This window comes from Pseudomonas sp. I2 (assembly GCF_040984075.1).
Classification (GTDB): domain Bacteria; phylum Pseudomonadota; class Gammaproteobacteria; order Pseudomonadales; family Pseudomonadaceae; genus Aquipseudomonas; species Aquipseudomonas guariconensis_B.
In genome coordinates this window covers 1-18328 of the sequence record NZ_JBCGFQ010000011.1, presented here as the reverse complement: position 1 = coordinate 18328, position 18328 = coordinate 1, and the positions used below count along the sequence as shown (strand labels likewise).

Here is an 18328-nt window from a genome sequence, read left to right as displayed (position 1 = left end):
ATTCCCTTCATCGGAGTACTGCCATGCACTACCAGCAACCCCAGCAACTGCAAGCCGCCATTCTCGACTGGGCCGGCACCGTGGTCGATTTCGGCTCGTTCGCGCCGACCCAGATCTTCGTCGAGGCCTTCGCCGAGTTCGGCGTGCAGGTCAGCCTGGAAGAGGCACGCGGCCCGATGGGCATGGGCAAATGGGACCACATCCGCACCCTGTGCGACATTCCGGCCATTGGCGAGCGCTACCGCGCCGCCTTCGGCCGCCTGCCCACGGATGATGACGTCACCGCCATCTACGAGCGCTTCATGCCGCTGCAGATCGAGAAGATCGCCGAGCACTCCGCGCTGATCCCCGGTGCGTTGGAGGCCATCGCCACCCTGCGCAAGAGCGGCCTGAAGATTGGGTCCTGCTCCGGCTACCCGGCGGTGGTGATGGAGAAGGTCGTCGCCCTGGCCGAGCGCAACGGCTACGTCGCCGACCATGTGGTAGCCACCGATGAAGTCCCCAACGGCCGTCCGCATCCCGCGCAGGCGTTGGCCAATGTGATTGCCCTTGGCATCGATGACGTCGCCGCCTGCGTGAAGGTCGACGACACCTGGCCGGGCATCCTCGAAGGCCGCCGTGCTGGCATGTGGACCGTTGCGCTGACGTGTTCAGGCAATGCCCTGGGCCTGACCTACGAGCAATACAAGGCGCTGCCGGCAGACACGCTGGAGCAGGAGCGCCAGCGCATCGGCCAGATGTTCGAAGGCTCACGCCCGCACTACCTGATCGACACCATCGCCGAGCTTCCAGCGGTGATCGCCGACATCAACGCCCGCCTGGCACAGGGCGAGATGCCGCAAGGCTGTTAGTTTTCCCGCCCCAAAAGGCTTGAAACGCGGCGCTTTCCCCCTGGGGAGCGCCGCTTTCCCGAGCGTTGCGTCAGTTTGAAGTCGGTTCGCAGACTCCCTCGAATGGCACGCGCTCGCTATCGTTATTCGCAATAGGCTGGCCAGCCCCTTTGTCCTGGACGACGAAGCAGCTTTATTCACCCTCTCCGTGGTTCTCCGATCTCGGGCAACCGGCTGCGCTGCGTTGGCGCGCCTGCGGGAGCTGTTCGGCGACCCGCGGATGGTACGCAACGGCAGGGTCTACGAACCAACCCTGCGAGCCTTGACGATCCTTCGTAAGCTACAGCCGGCGATGGACACCATCTCCGTGCCCTCGGTCGTGCCCGGGCGTGTGCTGCATAAGCCATCATAGAGAAATCAATTGATCGACATCTGATGATTCAGGTTTTATATATCGGCCTGAAACGACGAGCCAATTATATCCGAATAGATGATGTCATTGATGTTCACATTCTTCATAAGTGGACATCTTACTTGGCCTCATCAAATATCAAGTTCCGGGGTTTCCTTCCGATGCCCTTGCTCTGCTCAATGCCTTGTTTTAACAAGCGTCAAGCCCAACCCTCATATCGCGCCCAGGCCTTGCAAGGCCCTCGCAATATCGTCATACCCTGCCGCCTCGAACCCAATACCGCCCTCGCCTGCTTCATTTTTATTATTGAAGCGCGTTGACCCGCACAAGAAAGCGACTAGCCTGAAATACCACTCGCTGTTATTCAGCGAGTGGGCGAAACAACAAGGAGCAGGAGAGACAGGGATGCTCTTATGGACACCTATCAATATGATTATTCCTATGCGTTGAGCCAGGACAAAGTCAACGACATCCTACGCAGGAACCTGGCATCCGTCGCGATGCCCGTCGCCTACACCGACCACGACCCCATGACCGGGGCCATCACCACGCTCGATGTCCACCTGGATGTATGGAGCATGGCCGACGGCGGCCAGAACAGCCTGATGAAGCTCAACGTGCCCATCAAGGATGGCAGCCTGAGCATCTCCAATCTCCCCGGTGTCAACGGCGAATGGAACATGGCCGGTGTCTCCCTGCTGCTGGAGATAACGCTGGGCTGGATGGGCCCTGGCAACCAGCAGGCACTCGACGGTGAAGGGTCGCTGACCCAGCTGGTGTTCTCGCCCACCCAAGACGCGACGCCCAACGATCCCGGCTACGTTGCGATACTGACGGTCACCGACCCTTCCGGCACCTTGACCAGTGCCGCCATCGGTATGCTCAAGCAGATTATCCAGGCGGCCTTCTACGAGAACCGGGGCAACCTGCAGTATGTATTCGCCGGCGTCGTCCCGGTGCCTGCCGGCGCGACGACCTGGCTGCGCCCGTACAAGTGGCAGTACTACATCGCCTCGGGCAACATCGAGGCACTCTGCTTCCTGTCCATGCTCGACGACTCACCGTTCCCACCCACACCCGCCTTCGATTCGACGGCCCTGGTGCCGGGCGCCAACGCCGTGGCCCTCATCTCGCAGAGCGCCTTTTTCAAGAACACGCTATTGCCTGGTGTCCAGGCCACCTTCCCGGGTGGGACCTTTTCCGTCAGCCAATCGAACCAGCATTCGCTGATTTCCAACAGTGGCGCCTTCACCGTTCAGGTTGGTGGCGACGCGATCAACACCAACAGCTTCTCCCTATGGCCCTCCGATGCCGGGGACGGATTGCAGACCTCCTCCGCAGGCGGCGGCCCCCTGACCTTCCTGTTCGGCCTGGCCGACCTCCCCGATGCCTCCTACAGCTGGAGTGCCCATACGGTCAACCCACTGTCGCTGGACGTTGCAAGCGGCAGCATGACCTTCCGGCAAGACCCGAACCCGACGACCACCCACGATCAGGACATCCCCTGGTACGACTACATCATCCTGGTGGGGCTGGGCCTGACGCTGGTCGGCCTGATCGCCGACATCACCGACGCCGTCAACGGCTTCGGCGACCAGGTCAACGACGTCGGCATGTCGAACATCAATGGCGCGGTGCAATCCACCCTCGGCAACCATGCGGTCAACGTCACCGACCTGCTCGACTGGCAGGCCAACGGTCAATCGTTCGCCCTGACCGACGGTGGGCTCGACGGTGCCCTCTACTTCCGTGGAAACCTTTCCTGAGCGTTCCAGGTGCCCGGCGCGGGTGTGCAGGCCGGGAAATCGATCCACCCAGGAGGAACAGCCAATGGCCACCCCCACCGACAACACATCGCTCGCCCCTGTGCCCGTATCAGAAATCGCCACCCGTCCAACGGCCGATACCTACGACTGGGATACGGTGGTGGCCCTGCATTTCGACACCACCAATACGGCCCTCACCGACAACTGGGGCAGCGTCGACAGCCGCGCTAAGACCCTCACCCAGGCCGCCAGCGACGACCCGTCCTACCAGATCCAGGCCAGCCTCGACCCCTGGCAGCTGACCATCGGCGGTGACGGCAAGAACATCAACATGAGCGTGCCGATCGCCAGCGGTGTCTACCAGGCTGGCGCCAACAGCTATCCGCTGGACGGGCTGGGCATGAGTGCAATCATCCAGATCAACATGGACTGGATCCCCGACCCCGACCAGAAGTCCTTCGTGATCAACAGCGGGGTGGCGGCCATCGTCGCCGACCTCGACAACGACATCGTCGATGCGGCCCTCATTGCCGACTTCGCCGCCAACGGCGTCACCATCACCAGCGAGTCGAAGCTCTCGACGGTCCATCAGGGCGCCGCCTGGTTGATCGCCGCCGCCGACAACACCTTCTATTACCTGTTCTTCAGCCAGGACAAGGACCAGAACCAGTTCCTGTCCGTGTACCAGTACACCAAGTCCTTCGCCACCCAGCTTCGCGCCCTGAGCAAGGAAGCCGGTGCAACGCCAGCCGTCGTGGTGATGAACGTGCTGAATCCGCCAAATGCCGGCAGCATCGGCAACGCGGTGCTCCCTGAGCTGCTGAGCGAGTGGTTCAACAGCAACATCAGCTATTTCAACTTCGTTTTCTCGGTCATCGACCTCACCCCCCAGCTCGATCAATCGCCCAGCTACACCTGGATCGACCCGACGGCCACCAGCTATGCCGTCATCGACGAGCAGACCATGACCAGCTCGGTGATGGGGGTGCTGACCATGGTCCAGAACAACCGACCCGGCGCGAACCACCAGGTATCGCCCAATGCCATTCCCACCGGTAGCGATGCGAATGGCGCCAACGTGGGGTTGCTGATCAGCGGGCAGAACTTCATGAAGAACATGATGCTCGGCGGCGCCAAGATCCTGTTCGACGATGCCAGCGACGAGGATTTCTCGATATTCAACGATGGGCTGTCCATCCAGAACGTCAACGCGCTGACCTACGGCTACTTCAAGATGGAGGACGACCCCGACGCCACCACCGCCGACAACGGCTACTCCGCCGAGCTGGACAGCGGCTCGCTGCCCCAGGGGCTGGTCGATGCCTTCAAGCACTCCGATGGCGAAGGTGGCTATTACTACAACCCTGACCTGCGCGGCGATACCGTCAAGGTCAATGTCGCCGGCAGCCAGTGGTTCCTCAGCGGCAACGGCTCGGAGTACATCGTCGACCTCAACGACGGCCAGCTCGAGTTCTATACCGCGACCCAGGTCACCATCGCCGCCGGGCAGTTCGAGATGAACCTGGAGCACAGCTTCCTCGAGATCAAATTCATCGACCTGACCTATTCGCAAAGCTGGCAGTACGACGTGCACATCAACTACACCGAGCAGGTCAACCTGGGCCTGAAGACGGTCACCACGTCGACGGGGGCGACCAAGCAGATCTTCAATTTCACCCAATCGGTGCGCAACATGACCGTCGATGTCACCAAGACCCAGGCGGAAATCACCTTCGAGATCGTGATGGGGGCGGTCACCGCCAGCCTGGCCCTGGTCGCCGTGCTCGGCCCGATCGTCGACGGCCTGGCCAGTGCGGCGGAAGTGACGGTCGAGAGCGTCGAGGAAGGCAGCGCGGTCATCAACGAAACCACCTTCGTCGAAGAGCTCAGTGGCAGCGATGAAGCAGAGGAGCAGAACCTCGCCAACGAGAAGGATGCCCTGGCCAATGGCGCCGAGCAGACCGCCGGCCGAATGACCCGCATCAAGAATGCCTTCAACTCCACCCGCTGGAAGGTGTTTGGCGGCATCACCGGTGCCGTGGCGGCCGCTTCCGGTATCGAGATCGCCGTCTCGGCGATCATGGCGGCGGTGTACAACAACGAATGGGACAATGTGCCCGGCTTCGATGAGTTCGCCAACGATGCCATCGAGCCGTACACCTTCCCCGGCGTCACTGGCTATGACCTGACCTCGGCGTGGCTGGCCGACTCGCTGCAGATCGGCCTGAAAACCAAGTGAAGGCAACGGCGTACGGAACAGGAGAGGCGTCATGACGACCAGCAACGAGGGGGTCTACACCTACAATTGGGATACCGCCTTCGCCATCCCGATTCCGGACGTCAACCAGACCATTGTCGACCAGAAGTCGTCACCGCCCGGGTTCACGGTCACGGCGGCGGATGCCTACACGGTCTCGGCGAACTTCTGTGACTGGCAGATCTGCAGGGGTGGGGATGGCAAGAACGTGCGTTTTTCCATCCCCATGACCGGGATCGTGGTCGACTACAGCAACGGCCAGCGTGTGACCTGCGAGACGGGCACGGCGGTCATCGAGATCAACCTTCATTACATTCCCCATGATGCAGCGGGCGATGTCCCCTGCAACCCGGTTGCGCTGGTGGTGAAAACCACGTCGGACGACCCCTCGACACCCGTGGCCGCCCTGGTCGGCCAGGTCACCCTGTCGCCCGACCCTGGCACCGTCACCAGCGCCGTCTTTGGCCAGGCGCTGCTGGACTGGGTCAACGGCAACCTGGGGGCGTTCAACCACATCTTCTCGGTGGTCGACCTCAACCGGATGATCGACCAGCAACAATGGGGGTTCGTGACACCCAACTACACCAGCTACGCCTACCTCGACGGCAACACCCTCGAGGACAGCGTGCTGGGCGTGCTCACCATGACTGGGGACCGCAACGGTGAATCCCTGAGCGAACAGATATCGCCGTCGGCGATTCCCGGGGGCAGTGAAGCCGGGTTCCTGGTCTCCCAGGAACGCACCCTCTACGACCTGGTGCGTCCGGCGATCATGGTCGCCTACCCGGGGCTGACCGACGACAACTTCCTGATGAGCGACGACAAGACCCGCCTCTACCTGGTGCAAGGTGTGTCCGTCGACATGCCGCCGATCGCGCATGATGGCTCGACCTACTACCCGAAGCTCACCGCGCTCACGGTAGAGACCGATGGCGAGACGTTCACCGTCACCAGTACCACCAGCACCTACATCACCTTCGGCGTGACCTCCGAGACGACAGCCACCAACTGGTACACCCTCGACCTCGGAACGTCGAACAATGGGCAGACCATCACCTTCATCCAGACCCAACCCACGGACCAGCAGTACGCCGTCCACCAGGACCCTGGCGTGATCGTCACCGAGATCATCCTGTCGATCATCATCGGTCTGGTGTCGCTGATCTGCGCCCCGCTCACCGACGGCGCATCGATCGTCTTGGGCGGCCTGGTGATCGGGCTGTTGCTGGGGGCATCGCAAATCGCCACGGCGGCCATCGAATCGGTCAACAAGGACACCTCCCCTGCCGTGGACCTGCTCATGGTCAATGCCGTCGACCCGATCAAGTGGACGGGCAGCGGCTCGTTCAAGCTCGACTACGTCCATCCGAACATATCCTTGCAACTGGGCGGTGATCCGCTGTTCGTCTAGCCCACGTGGCACCTACCGACACACACGGAACAACAGGAGGCCTGCCATGGCAAGCCAGTCGACCCACTTCGTGAAGTACCGCCTCAAAGACAGCGCCGCAGGCGAGCACTACGTCACCTTCTCTTCCCGAAGCCCACGGGCGCCGGTAACCGGGGCGAATCATCCGCTCATCGGCAAGCTCGCGGAAACCGACGCCGCGGCAGCGAACACGGTAGAGCGCCTGATCCAGGCGATGACCGCGAATGAACAGCGCTTCTTCGCCTGGCTGGGGGGCGATGCCTCACGCATGGAGTATTTCATGGAGGACCCCGTCGGGGCGCTGAAACAGGCGATTCCCGACCTGCCGCAGACGTTCTTCGACGAGCTCGCCGCGTTACCGAAGCTGTTCGCGAACAGGAAACCGGCGCCGAGGTGAAATGCCATGGGGCCGCTTCGCGCCCCGGTTTCCAGCGATGTCCTGAACGCCCTGTCACGGCCCGGGCTCGGGTTCGACGTCGGCCGTGAACAGGCACACCCGGTTGCGCTGACGCTTGGCTTGGTACATGGCCTGGTCGGCCGCCTTGACCAAGGTGTCGGGATCATGGGCATGCAAGGGGTGGAGCGCGACGCCGATGCTCGGGGTAACGAAATCGATGGTCTGCGTCTCGATCTGCACAGGTGCCCCCAATACCTGCAACAAGCGCTCGGCAAGGCGCTGGGCATCGCTTGCGCCGGTGCCGGGCAGGATCAGCGTGAACTCGTCGCCGCCCAGGCGATAGGCACGGTCCGGCTTGCGCACGGCCTCGCGCAGGCGGTTGGCCATCTGCACCAGCAGGCTGTCGCCGATATCGTGCCCGAAGCGGTCGTTGACCTGCTTGAAACGGTCCAGGTCGATGAACAGCAGCGCCAGGCTACCCTTCCCGTCGGCCAGGTTGCGCGTGAGGTGCTCGTAGAAGGCCTTGCGGTTGCCGAGCCCGGTCAGGGCATCGCGATAGGCCAGGTCGAAGAGCTGGTTCTGGTATTCGACATGGCCACTGACGTCGTGCAGGATGCCGCGATAGCCGCTGGGCCGGCCCTGGCCATCGAAGATGGGCGAGACGTGCGTTTCGTAGTACCCCAGGCTACCGTCGGCCCGGTGCAGGCGCCCATGCAGCAGTGGTGCGTCCCCCGCCGAGTGCGCCTCGACCAGCGCGCCGAGCCGTTGTTCGGTGCATGTCTCCAGCCATCGGCTGGCCGGCTGGCCGATCACGGCTTCTGGCGAGAGGCCGAGCAGCGTGGCCAGGGCCGGGTTGATGGCCAGGATATGGCCTTGGCCGTCCAGTTCGAAATAGCCTTCCTGCATGGCCTGGAGGATCGCCCGGTCCCGTGCTTCGCTGCGCTCCAGGCGATCGAGCATGTGGTTGGTCTCTTGCCCGAGCAGGCCCAGTTCATCCGTGCCGCGGTCGCTGAGGCGACGGCCGGCGGACTCAGGTCCAATGTGCAGCAGCTCCTGGTGCATCCTCGAGATGCGGCGCAGCAGGACAACGTCCAGGCCCAGGTAGGTCAGCAACCAGGCCAGCAGCGCGACCAGCGCCGACAGGCCGAGGAAAAGATCGATCTGCTTGCGCCCCTCGACGTACAGGTGCCGCTCGCGGGGCAGCTCCAGCACCAACTGCGGTTCGTCCGGACGACGGTCGAACTGCAGGAAGATGCGCTGCCGGTCGGCATCGAGGACCTGGCGCGGGCTGATGGCGATGTCTTCGTTTCCTTCGAGCGGGGCCCAGTGTGGCGGCGTCCGCTCGGGCGCGAGCAGCCGTAGGACGCCTTCGAGTTGCCGCTGCAAGGCCGTGGTGCGTTCACTGTCGAGGAAGTGGCCGGCGAACAGGGTACCTGAGGCCGGTGGTGGCGTCTGCATGCCGACCAGGATCATCGGTACGCCTTGTACCGCAACCAGCCGCCCCGGCACTTGCCGGGCCGTTCCATCACGCTCCAGGCGCTGCGCCAGGGCGAGGATATCGTCGCGCAAGGCCTGGGTGCTGCGCACAGGCGCCGTGCCCAAGGTCGCCAGGTCGAGGGCCTGCACGGGTTGCCACTGGGCGGCGCTCACCTGCCCTGCCGTATCCAGGTGGATCAGGAAGTCGAAGTTCATCCGGCTCAAGCTGGCGGAGGGTAGCGGCAGGATGTCGCCTGCCGCTGCCGAAGGCGCCAAGGAGAGCACGAAATTACGCAGGCGGTCATGGTCGCGTTCGAGCAGGTTGCCCACCAAGGCCCGGATATGCGTGGCTTCGGCCACCAGCAGTTGCTCATCCTCATGGTCCAGACGGCCCAGGATCAGCGTGTGCGCCAGCCCATGGATCGCCAGCAGGACCACCACCAGCGGTGGCGCGAAAAGCCAGAACAGTCGCTTGCGTAGCGTCATCGAGCGCTCCAGCGGCAAAGGCCAGCCACTAGAGGGCCGGCGCTGGGCAGCGCGTCGTGCCGGCGGCGCTGGCCTGTGCGACCATGCGGGCGAACCTGCGCAGGTTGTCCTGGTGCGCCGCGACCAACCCGGAGATGCTGTTGTCCGCCCTGCTTTGCAAGGTGCTGTGGCAGGACAGTTGGCTGTGCGGCGTGCCGTATCCCAGCCGCCAGTTCACATCGAGCAAGGCGTGCTGCCCCGGGATCGAGTCGAAGCGCTGCACCTCCACGCGCAAGGTCGCCCGGCCAGCCGCCCCGGTCGGCATTCCTAGCTGGTCCTGCAGGGCGCTGCGGAACTCGTCGACCAGGTTGGCCCCCCACCATTCGGTCTCCAGGATCACCAGCCCACTGTCGCCCTGGCGTATGACCAGTTGCGAACGATCGACCTGGGGCGGCAGGGTGACCTGCTGGATCGCGATATCGACGCCCGCCGGCCGCTCGGCAGGCTGCGCCGGCACCAAGGTGTGGTAGTGGATGGGGGCGCTGCTGCAACCTTGCAAGGTCGCGACCAGCCCGGCGGCCAATAGCTGTTTTGCCAGCTTGTGCATAGGGGTTCACTCCTTGGTTCAAGGCCGCAGGCCATCGGCATCGACGGCCTTGGGCCGCCCGCGTATCAGCGATTCGGGGTGCCTGCCCAGGTAGTCGGACAGGTCACGCAGCGAACGCGACATGCGCTCCAGTTCGTTGAGGGTGTCGTTCATTCTCTCGCGCTGCGGAGACCCCTCTGACAGCGCGGCATTGGCGGTCTGCAACGTGCCACGCAGCGCTTCCAGGGTCTGGCTGACATCAGGCAGGGTCTGCGTGTTGAACTGCTTGAGGCTGGTCTTCAGCTCGCGCAAGTTGCCGTCCAGGTCGTTGGCGATGCGTTCGATGGGCAGTTTGCTCAGGCGCGCGACCATCTGCTGCAGTTGCTCCTGCAGTTTGTCCAGGCTGCCGGGCACCGTGGGAATCCACAGGGGGCGTGCCGAAGCATCGAAGGCGACTTTCTGTGCGTCGGGGTAGAAGTCCAGGGATACATACAACTGGCCCGTGAGCAGGTTACCCGTGCGCGCCTGCGCCCGTAGGCCATGCGCGACAAAACTGCCGATCAGCTGGCTGCCGGCCTCCTCGTCCCCTGGCGCTCGCTTGAGCGCCCCGAACATCTTCAGGTAGACAGGCCCCAGGCGCTGCGGGTAGACCACCGCGTCCACCATGACTGGGAAGCTCTGTTTCTGTTCGTCGAAGTCGAGCTCGACCGCCGTGACCTTGCCGAACGCCACCCCCATGAACTCCACCGGCGCGCCAACGGCCAGGCCGCGCATGGACTGGTCGAAGCGCAGGCGCAGCGGCAATGCCTTGCCCGTAGGCGGTGCCAGGGCGCTATCGCGATCGGCATACAGTTCGAACGCCTGCTGGTCTTCGGCCAGCGCAGCCCCGGTGGCCGACTCGGGCTCACCGAAGACCAACCCGCCGACCAGGATCGACGACAGCGATTCGGTATTGACCCTCAAGCCATTGGCGCCGAGGTCGAGGTCGATCCCGCTGGCATTCCAGAAGCGCGTGTTGCGGGTGACGAAGGCATCGTTGGGCGCTTCGATGAAGATGCCGATGTCCACCCCCTTGCCATCCTCCTGCAAGGCGTAGGACACCACCTGCCCGACGGGGATCTTGCGAAAGTAGATCGGCGAGCCGATGTCGAGCGAACCCAGGTCCTGGGCATGCAGCGTGAAGCGCTTGCCCTTCTCGCCATAGGTGATCGGCGGCGGCGACTCCAGCCCGGTGAACGCCTTGGCCGGCGTCGTGGACTGGCCAGCATCGGCGCCGATGAAGTTGCCCGAGAGCAAGGTATCGACACCGGTGACACCGCCCGCCCCGATGCGCGGCCTGACGACCCAGTACTGGGCGCCCTCGGTGGCGAACGACTCGGCCTCCTTGGACAGTCGCACGGTGGCCAGCACGCTTTTCTTGTCTTCGGCCAGTTCCACCGAGGCCACTTCACCGATCACCACGCTGCGGTACTTGACCTGTGTCTTGTGCGCCACCAGCCCCTCGCCCGTCTTGAAGGAAATGGTGATCACCGGCCCTTCCTGCATCCAGCTGCGCACCACCAGGGAGGCGCCGATCAACAGCGCGATGATCGGGACGATCCAGACCAGGGACACGTTCCAGCGCCTGCTCTGCACCTGTGCCGCGGCCGGTTGCCGCTCGCTGTCTTGCACCATTCAGGCGTCCTCCTTGTGTGAAGCGCTGTCCCAGATGAGACGCGGGTCGAAACTCATGGCCGAGAGCATGGTGAACACCACGACCAGGCCGAAGAACAGGATGCCGGCGCGTGGTTCGATGGTGCCCAGCTCGCGCATCTGCACCAGGGCCGCGACCAGCGCGACCACCAGCACATCGAGCATCGACCAGTAGCCGATCAGTTCCACGAAGCGGTAGAGCTTGGTGCGTTGCCGGCATGCCCAGTCGCTGCGCCGCTGCACCGTGACCAGCAACATCAGCAAGGCGATGAACTTGATCGCCGGCACGCCGATGCTGGCGATGAAGATGATCAAGGCGATGTCCCAGGCCCCGCTCTCCCAGAACTCCAGTACACCGCCACCGATGGTGCTGTCGGTGCCCTGGCCGAGCATCTCGGTATGCATCACCGGCAGCAGGTTGGCCGGGATGTAGAACACCAGCGCCGTGAGCAGGTAGGCCCAGGTACGGGTGACGGCCTGTGTCTTGCGCGCATGCAGGGGCGCGGCGCAGCGCTCGCAGCGATGCGGGTGGCGGGTCAGGTCGCTGGCATGGCCGCAGCCATGGCACAGGCACAGCTTCAGTTCGGCGGCGGTGGGCGGCACGCTCATACCTGCTCCCAGAGCTGGCGGATGTCGCGCCCGGCGATATAGATCAACAGGACGCTGAGCGCGGCCATGGCCAACAGGCCGATGCCCGGGATCACATCGAGCAGGCCCGCGAGCTTGATCACGGCCACCAGGGCGCCCAGCAGGCAGACCTCCAGCATGCTCCAGGGCCGCAGCGCCTCCAGCCCCCGCATGCACCAGGCAAAGGCCGGCGCGCGGCGTTGGCACAAGGCGAAGGCCAGTACCCAGATCAGCAAGCCCACCTGCATCACTGGCGCGATGATGATGGCCAGCGCCACCACCAGGGCGATGAGGGTGATGCTGCCGCGGCTGAGGATCAGCACCGAGTCCCAGAGCGTCGCGCTATTGCTCAGGCCCTGCATGTTGATGGTCATGACAGGGTAGAGATGGGCGAACGCCAGGAGCACCGCGCCGGTCACGCCCAGGGCCAGGCGTTGCTGCACGGACAAGGCGCCATGGCGCTCCAGCACGCCCGCGCAACGTACGCACACGGCGCGCTGGTGGCGGGCCAGCGGCGTGCGCTGATACACCGCGTCGCAGTACTCGCAGATGATCACGTCCTGCTTCATCGCGGGTCACCGATGAACCAGCGGTAGTAAGGGTTGCTGCCATCCTCGCGAACCACGGTCCTCACCTCCCGTGCCCAGGCCTGGCGCTCGCCACGGTAGGCGTGCAGGCCCACGCCGTAGAAACGCCGCAAGCTCGCCCATTGCGCGTTGACCTGGGCGCGAAACGACGGCTGCACGTTGACCAAGGGCGGCTCACGGCGCAATGCCAGCAGCTCGGGCAGTACCCGGGTGATCTCCTTGGCACGGACCCACGGGGCGTACTCGATGCGTGGCTGGTCATCCGTTACCGCCGGTGCATCGCCGGCATAGGTCTGTAGCCCTTGGCGATCGGTGATCCAGGTCGCCAGCAGCGCGGCCGCCGAGTCGATGCCCACCTCGCCCAGCACGGCAGCCACCTCGGGCTGCGAAAAGCGCTGCTGGATGCGCGCTACGTCCAGTTGCAACGGCTGCAGGGAGCCCACCAGCAGCATCTCGTGAAACTCCGTGGTCCACAGCGAGGCATGGGGAAACACGTCGATGAAGCTGCGCACCAGCGAGCGGCTGTCCTCGTCGTTCTGTGTCGGCAACGGCAACCACTGGGCAACCACGCCATGCTCGTTCAGGCGGCTGGCGGCCAAGCGGTAGAAGTCGCGCGAATACAGGTTGACCACCCCGGCAGCCGAAGGTGGCGGCGGCTCCAGGGTGATCATGTCGTAGCGGGCCTCGCTGCGCAGCAGCTCACGGCGGCCGTCGCGCAGGCGAATGTCCAGGCGTGGATCGTCGATGGCCTCGAAGGTCCCACGAAAGTGTGGCGCGGCCCTCAGCACCTCGGGCAGCAACTCGGCCACCACCGGGTGCTGCACGTCGCGGTAGCGCAGCATGGCACCGGCGGTGATGCCGGTACCGAAACCGATGACCAACGCCGAGCGGGGCTCGCCGCGGTGAATCAACAACGGCAGCAACGCCTGCAGGCGCATGTAGCGCAGCGACGGCATGGCATCGCCGGTATTGGACACGCCCTGGATGTACAGGCGGCTGAACTGCCGTTGCCCCTTGCCTTGCTGTACCACCGCCACCGTGCCGCCCCGCCCCTCCTCATAGAAGCTCAGTTGCCCGCTGCGGGTGGCAGGCATCAATTGCGCCAGGTGCCGGGGCGACGTCAACAGGCCACAGGCAAGGGTCGCGATGCCGACGAGCAGCACCCCCACGCGCATCCGGCGGCTGACCTGCGTCCCTCGCCATACCGCCACACCGCCAATGGCGGCAGCCAGCACGGCGAGCAACGCCAGGCCACGCACCAGGCCCAGCCCTGGTACCAGCAGGAACCCTGTCAGCATCACGCCAAGGATGCCACCCAGGGTGTTGAGGGCAACCACGATCCCCACATCGCGGCCGACATGGGCACTGTCTACCGCCAGGCGCAAGGCCAGGGGAAACGCCGCGCCCAGCAAGGTCGTGGGCAGGAACACCACGCTGAGCGCCGCGACGGCGAAGCGTGCGGACATGCCCGCCAGTTCGCTGCCACCGAGGGTCAGCACCCAGCGCTCGGCCAGGCTCTGCGCGCCGACCAGCCACTGCCCCAGCCCGGCGACCTGGAGAATCGCCAGCAGCCCCGCACTGGCGATCAGCAGGCCGAACACGCCCCAGGGGTCGCGAATACGGTCCGCATGCCGCGCATACAAGGCGCTACCGAGCACGAGGCCGCAGAGATAGGTGGCCAGCACCACGGCGAAGGCGAAGGCCCGCGTGCTCATGAACTGCACGATCGACTGCGTCCAGATCACTTCGTACCCCAGCGCCACCCCGCCGGCCAGGCAATACAGGCCGATGGCCAGGCGTGCCGAGGCACTGCGTGCGGTGGTGGCCGCAGTGGCCTGGTGTGCCGGTTCGACGGGCGCGCGGGCTACCCACAGCGCGGCGACAGCAGCCAGCACGTTCAGCAATGCGGCGGCATAGGCACTGGCCAGCACACCGAGCGTTGGCAACAGCACGAACGCCGCCGCCAGGGTACCGGCGATGGCGCCCGCGGTATTGGCGGCATACAGGCCGCCACCTGCCCGGCCGAGCTCGCCCTCGACCGGGGACAGGGCGCGCACCAGCACTGGCAGGGTACCGCCCATGAAGAACGCCGGCAGGCCGACCAGCACGAAAGGCAGCACCCAGGCCAGCGGCCCCAGGCTGGCCTCCAGCCGGGCGAAGAGGCCCGCGGCAGCGCCAAGCCCCAGGGTTGCGGCGACCCCGAGGACCGCGACCAACACCTCCAGCCCGGCATACAACAGGACCGGACGGCGCAGACGGTCGGCCCACCGACCGAACGCCAGGCCCCCCAGCGCCAGGCCGGCGAAAAAAGCACTGATGGCCGTGGTGACGGCATACACCTCCACCCCCACCACCAAGGACAGTTGTTTGACCCAGAGCACCTGGTAGACCAGGGCCGCACCGCCGGAAAGGAACATCAGCAACGCGGTGATCGACAGCTGGGAACGTGCCATGGCCGAGGTTGCCTGGACTACCGCGCGACGGGGGCGCGAACGGGACTGACTGGCGGCTGATGACATGGCAAAGCCTTATCGAACGAAAGGAGGCCTGCGCCAGGAAGACTGCCGCAGGCCAGGGGACGGGCGCAGGCGCTGGCCTGCGTCCGCTTCCAGTCGGCGCTTATTTGGCGCCTTGCTTCATCTTGGCCTCGATCTGCCGGTCTACGTCGGCACGGATCTGGTCGATGCTGAAGCTCGCCGGACGCTGGCTGGGGGGATAGTCGACGAAGGTCTGCAGGAAGGCGGCAGCCCTGCGGGTGCCCTCGAAAATCAGGTAGTCGTTCTTGGCGAGCCAGTCGTAGTACTGGTCCGACACCACGTCTGCCCGCTCATATGGATCCATGCGCAGATGGAACAGCTTCGGTACCCGCAGGCATGTGAACGGCTCGCTCCAGACCTTGAAACCACCCGGGGCGCGCTGTTCGCAGAACACCAGCTTCCAGTCCTTGAAGCGCATGGCGACCAGGTCTCCATCGTCGCTGAAATAATAGAATTCCTCGCGTGCGCTCTTGTCGGTCTTGCCTGTCAGGAAGTCCAGCTGGTTATAGCCGTCCAGGTGCACCTTGAAGTTCTTGCCACCGACATCAGCCCCTTTGAGCAAGCGTTCCTTGATGTCCGCACTGCCAGCTGCCGCCAACAAGGTAGGGAACCAGTCCAGGCCGGAGAACATCTGGGTGGTCACTTCGCCCGCCTTGATCTTGCCCGGCCAGCGCACCATGGCCGGCACCCGGTAGGCGCCCTCCCAGTTGGAGTTCTTCTCGTTGCGAAACGGCGTGGTCGCCGCATCCGGCCACGACCACTGGTTCGGCCCGTTGTCGGTGGTGTAGACGACGATGGTGTTGTCGGTAAGCTTCAGGTCGTCCAACGTCTTGAGCAGCTTGCCGACGTCACCGTCGTGTTCGAGCATGCCGTCGGCATATTCGTTGCCTACCATGCCACTCTGCCCTTGCATCGACTCGCGTACATGGGTGAAGGCATGCATGCGTGTGGTGTTCATCCACACGAAGAACGGTTTGTCGGCCTTGGCCTGCTTGTCGATGAAGTTGATGGCCGCCTGGGTGGTATCGTCATCGATGGTTTCCATGCGCTTGCTGTTCAGCGCGCCGGTGTCCTCGATCTTGCCGTCGGCGGTGGAGCGGATCACCCCACGCGGCGAAGCGGCCTTGACGAAGGGGTCGTTGGGGTCCTTGGGCCAATACGGGCGCTCGGGCTCCTCCTCGGCGTTGAGGTGGTAGAGGTTGCCGAAGAACTCATCGAAGCCGTGGTTGGTCGGCAGGTATTCGTCCCGATCACCCAGGTGGTTCTTGCCGAATTGACCCGTGGCGTACCCCAGTGCCTTGAGCGCCTGGGCGATGGTCACGTCGCGATCCTGCAGGCCGACCTTGACGCCCGGCATGCCGACCTTGGACAGCCCGGTGCGCAAGGCAGACTGGCCGGTGATGAAGGTAGAGCGCCCCGCCGTGCAGCTGTTCTCGGCGTAGTAGTCGGTGAACATCAGCCCTTCCTTGGCGATACGGTCGATGTTCGGCGTCTTGTAGCCGACCACTCCGTGCGAATACGCACTGATATTGGTCTGGCCGATGTCATCGCCGAATATCACCAGGATGTTCGGCTTGTCCGCGGCCGTGGCCATCGAGCATCCCACTATCGCCGTCGCCGCCAGTGCGAACTGCGATAACCACCTTCCTGTGCGTTTCATTGGTGCTTCTCCGTTCTGGTTGCTTGTCGTATCCACGACTGCCTGTGCATCGAGAGACGACGCCTGCACGGACCTCTCGCAGCACTCCCTGTGGCTATCTATCAGTGTTGGCTCGCGTCCTGGTCGAAGGGGTAGACCTGTTTCCACGCCTTGGCCATGTCCACGATCACCCAGCCCTTGTCCCGGGCTTGGTCAAGCGCCTTGTCCAGCCGACCGACCTGGCTCTGCCGGTCGTAGGCCCATTCCCGCTGGGCATCGGTGTGGTGTACCAGCCCCGCCAGGCGCCGCCCTTCCCCAGCCATGGTCCACTGCAGCATCTGCAGGTCGCCGTCGGAGTTGCCGAACGCCAGGATCGGCCGACGACCGATGTAGGCCTCGATGCTCTCCGGCTTGCCGGGGCCGTCGTCGTTGTGGGTGAGCTGGGCCAGGCGCTGGATCGACAACGTCCCATCCTGGTCCTGGAAGCGCGTGGCGAAGGTGGTCCCGATCACCTGTTCAGGGGGAATGCCATAGACCTCTTCGGCGAAGGTGCGCATGAAGGCCACTTCACCGCCAGAGACGATGTAGGTCTTGAAGCCATTGGCGCGCAGGTACGCCAGCAACTCCAACATGGGCTGGAAGACCATCTCGGTGTAGGGTTTTTGGCTGCGCGGGTGCTTGCTGCTGGCCAGCCAGCGGCGGGCGTTCTGGCTGAAGGTGTCGGTGCTGATGCCGGTATGGGTGGCCGTGACGATCTGCATCAGGCCTTGCATGCCACTGGCCGCCAGGGTCTTCTGGTCATCCTCCAGCACGGCCTTGAACGGTTGCTGGGTTTTCCATTCCGGGTGCTGCGGCGCCAGGCGCTTGACCTCGGCCAGGGCGAACAGCACCTGGAAATACATCGGCTGCTCGCTCCACAAGGTGCCGTCATTGTCGAACACGGCGATTCGCTCGGCCACTGGCACGTAGTCCTTGCCCTTCTCGTCGGTCACCGCCTCGACGAAGGCCACGATCGCGTCACGGGATGCACTGGCGTTCCAGGAGGGCAAGGCATCCGCTGCCTGGGCCAGCAACGGCAGGATCAGCAAAAGTGTGAACAACCAGCGCCCTGGGCGGGAAACAGCGTTCAGATGCATATGACTTCCTTGATGAATGCAGGCAATGGGCCGAAGTCAGGGGTTGAGCCTCTTCAGGCCGTGTCGGGGTGACGCGGGCCGGGTGTGCTCGTCGACCGCACGTCGCAGCGCTGGTAACGTCTCCATCAGTTGGCTTGCCGTCGTCGTGTCCTGAGGCGAAACGCCATAGCGCGCCCTCAGAAACGCTAGCAAACATTTACTGACAGCAACGGGAAGTGCGCCCAGGCCCGTACTCATTTCACGACAACCCGTCGCGCGCCTGAGCCACAGGTACAGCGCGCCCAACTGCGGCGGTTGCTGGGCGAGCTGGCCCGGCACCTGCCGCCAGGCGTAGGCGGCCGAGGCGAGCCAGGCCTGCCTGCGCCGCGCGCGCCAGCGCCTCCAGGCGTCCCTTGGCATTTGGCTCCAACCCCGCCCCAGGTACCCTATCACCCCCACCACCAGCGCTGCGGTAACGATGAGCAGCCAATGGCCGGCCACCTGTACCCGGGC

Annotated in this window: 13 protein-coding genes and 2 pseudogenes; 6 read left to right on the top strand and 9 right to left on the bottom strand. The window is 64.4% G+C overall.

Features of this window, described 5'->3' with window-relative positions; translation table 11 throughout:
* The first annotated feature begins 23 nt into the window (after positions 1-23).
* From phnX to WCE05_RS07580, 6 genes and pseudogenes are all read left to right on the top strand, one after another.
* Positions 24-851 carry a phosphonoacetaldehyde hydrolase gene (phnX, locus tag WCE05_RS07605; protein WP_253101494.1) on the top strand — a complete coding sequence of 276 codons (828 nt, stop codon included), beginning with the start codon at positions 24-26 and terminating at the stop codon, positions 849-851.
* Between the two features lie 217 nt (positions 852-1068).
* A pseudogene (locus WCE05_RS07600) lies at positions 1069-1214 on the top strand (LysR family transcriptional regulator); the annotation flags it as partial.
* A gap of 441 nt (positions 1215-1655) precedes the next feature.
* Complete coding sequence (locus WCE05_RS07595; RefSeq protein WP_225787787.1) at positions 1656-3008, top strand: TULIP family P47-like protein; 1353 nt, start codon at positions 1656-1658, stop codon at positions 3006-3008.
* 64 nt (positions 3009-3072) lie between these two features.
* Entirely contained in the window at positions 3073-5247 is a 2175-nt protein-coding gene (locus WCE05_RS07590) for a TULIP family P47-like protein (RefSeq protein ID WP_225787786.1), read from the top strand.
* A 31-nt stretch (positions 5248-5278) separates the two neighbouring features.
* Positions 5279-6676, top strand: coding sequence for a TULIP family P47-like protein (locus WCE05_RS07585; protein ID WP_368815681.1), 1398 nt, complete (start codon positions 5279-5281; stop codon positions 6674-6676).
* A gap of 46 nt (positions 6677-6722) precedes the next feature.
* Positions 6723-7091, top strand: a complete 369-nt coding sequence (locus tag WCE05_RS07580; protein WP_253102610.1) for a hypothetical protein — start codon at positions 6723-6725, stop codon at positions 7089-7091.
* A gap of 54 nt (positions 7092-7145) precedes the next feature.
* Here WCE05_RS07580 and WCE05_RS07575 read toward each other — a convergent pair whose 3' ends face one another.
* The 9 genes and pseudogenes from WCE05_RS07575 to WCE05_RS07535 all read right to left on the bottom strand — a co-directional run.
* Positions 7146-9053 carry a diguanylate cyclase gene (locus tag WCE05_RS07575; protein ID WP_368815680.1) on the bottom strand — a complete coding sequence of 636 codons (1908 nt, stop codon included), beginning with the start codon at positions 9051-9053 and terminating at the stop codon, positions 7146-7148.
* Between the two features lie 28 nt (positions 9054-9081).
* A complete protein-coding gene (locus tag WCE05_RS07570; RefSeq protein WP_368815679.1) occupies positions 9082-9639 on the bottom strand; it encodes a membrane integrity-associated transporter subunit PqiC in 558 nt (185 codons plus the stop codon).
* Between the two features lie 18 nt (positions 9640-9657).
* Positions 9658-11292, bottom strand: a complete 1635-nt coding sequence (locus tag WCE05_RS07565; RefSeq protein WP_368815678.1) for an intermembrane transport protein PqiB — start codon at positions 11290-11292, stop codon at positions 9658-9660.
* Positions 11293-11919, bottom strand: a complete 627-nt coding sequence (locus tag WCE05_RS07560; protein ID WP_225787780.1) for a paraquat-inducible protein A — start codon at positions 11917-11919, stop codon at positions 11293-11295. It abuts the gene before it with no gap.
* Positions 11916-12506: a paraquat-inducible protein A gene (locus WCE05_RS07555; RefSeq protein WP_368815677.1), complete on the bottom strand. Its 591-nt coding sequence runs from the start codon at positions 12504-12506 to the stop codon at positions 11916-11918. The genes WCE05_RS07560 and WCE05_RS07555 overlap by 4 nt, the downstream gene beginning before the upstream one ends.
* Positions 12503-14977, bottom strand: coding sequence for a fused MFS/spermidine synthase (locus WCE05_RS07550; RefSeq protein ID WP_368815676.1), 2475 nt, complete (start codon positions 14975-14977; stop codon positions 12503-12505). Before WCE05_RS07550 ends, WCE05_RS07555 begins: the two co-directional genes overlap by 4 nt.
* A 166-nt stretch (positions 14978-15143) precedes the next feature.
* Positions 15144-16721: an arylsulfatase gene (locus tag WCE05_RS07545; protein ID WP_225787777.1), complete on the bottom strand. Its 1578-nt coding sequence runs from the start codon at positions 16719-16721 to the stop codon at positions 15144-15146.
* A gap of 101 nt (positions 16722-16822) precedes the next feature.
* The gene (locus tag WCE05_RS07540; protein WP_368815675.1) at positions 16823-17836 is read right to left on the bottom strand and encodes an HAD family hydrolase; all 1014 of its coding nucleotides are present in this window, start codon (positions 17834-17836) and stop codon (positions 16823-16825) included.
* A 36-nt stretch (positions 17837-17872) separates the two neighbouring features.
* Positions 17873-18328 (bottom strand): annotated as a pseudogene (locus tag WCE05_RS07535) (hypothetical protein); the annotation flags it as partial.

What these genes read in the sequence shown, in the direction of transcription:
- phnX (WP_253101494.1), top strand. Translation starts at nt 24, where the DNA reads ATGCACTACCAGCAACCCCAGCAACTGCAAGCCGCCATTCTCGACTGG.
- WCE05_RS07595 (WP_225787787.1), top strand. Translation starts at nt 1,656, where the DNA reads ATGGACACCTATCAATATGATTATTCCTATGCGTTGAGCCAGGACAAA.
- WCE05_RS07590 (WP_225787786.1), top strand. Translation starts at nt 3,073, where the DNA reads ATGGCCACCCCCACCGACAACACATCGCTCGCCCCTGTGCCCGTATCA.
- WCE05_RS07585 (WP_368815681.1), top strand. Translation starts at nt 5,279, where the DNA reads ATGACGACCAGCAACGAGGGGGTCTACACCTACAATTGGGATACCGCC.
- WCE05_RS07580 (WP_253102610.1), top strand. Translation starts at nt 6,723, where the DNA reads ATGGCAAGCCAGTCGACCCACTTCGTGAAGTACCGCCTCAAAGACAGC.
- WCE05_RS07575 (WP_368815680.1), bottom strand. Translation starts at nt 9,053, where the DNA reads ATGACGCTACGCAAGCGACTGTTCTGGCTTTTCGCGCCACCGCTGGTG.
- WCE05_RS07570 (WP_368815679.1), bottom strand. Translation starts at nt 9,639, where the DNA reads ATGCACAAGCTGGCAAAACAGCTATTGGCCGCCGGGCTGGTCGCGACC.
- WCE05_RS07565 (WP_368815678.1), bottom strand. Translation starts at nt 11,292, where the DNA reads ATGGTGCAAGACAGCGAGCGGCAACCGGCCGCGGCACAGGTGCAGAGC.
- WCE05_RS07560 (WP_225787780.1), bottom strand. Translation starts at nt 11,919, where the DNA reads ATGAGCGTGCCGCCCACCGCCGCCGAACTGAAGCTGTGCCTGTGCCAT.
- WCE05_RS07555 (WP_368815677.1), bottom strand. Translation starts at nt 12,506, where the DNA reads ATGAAGCAGGACGTGATCATCTGCGAGTACTGCGACGCGGTGTATCAG.
- WCE05_RS07550 (WP_368815676.1), bottom strand. Translation starts at nt 14,977, where the DNA reads ATGGCACGTTCCCAGCTGTCGATCACCGCGTTGCTGATGTTCCTTTCC.
- WCE05_RS07545 (WP_225787777.1), bottom strand. Translation starts at nt 16,721, where the DNA reads ATGAAACGCACAGGAAGGTGGTTATCGCAGTTCGCACTGGCGGCGACG.
- WCE05_RS07540 (WP_368815675.1), bottom strand. Translation starts at nt 17,836, where the DNA reads ATGCATCTGAACGCTGTTTCCCGCCCAGGGCGCTGGTTGTTCACACTT.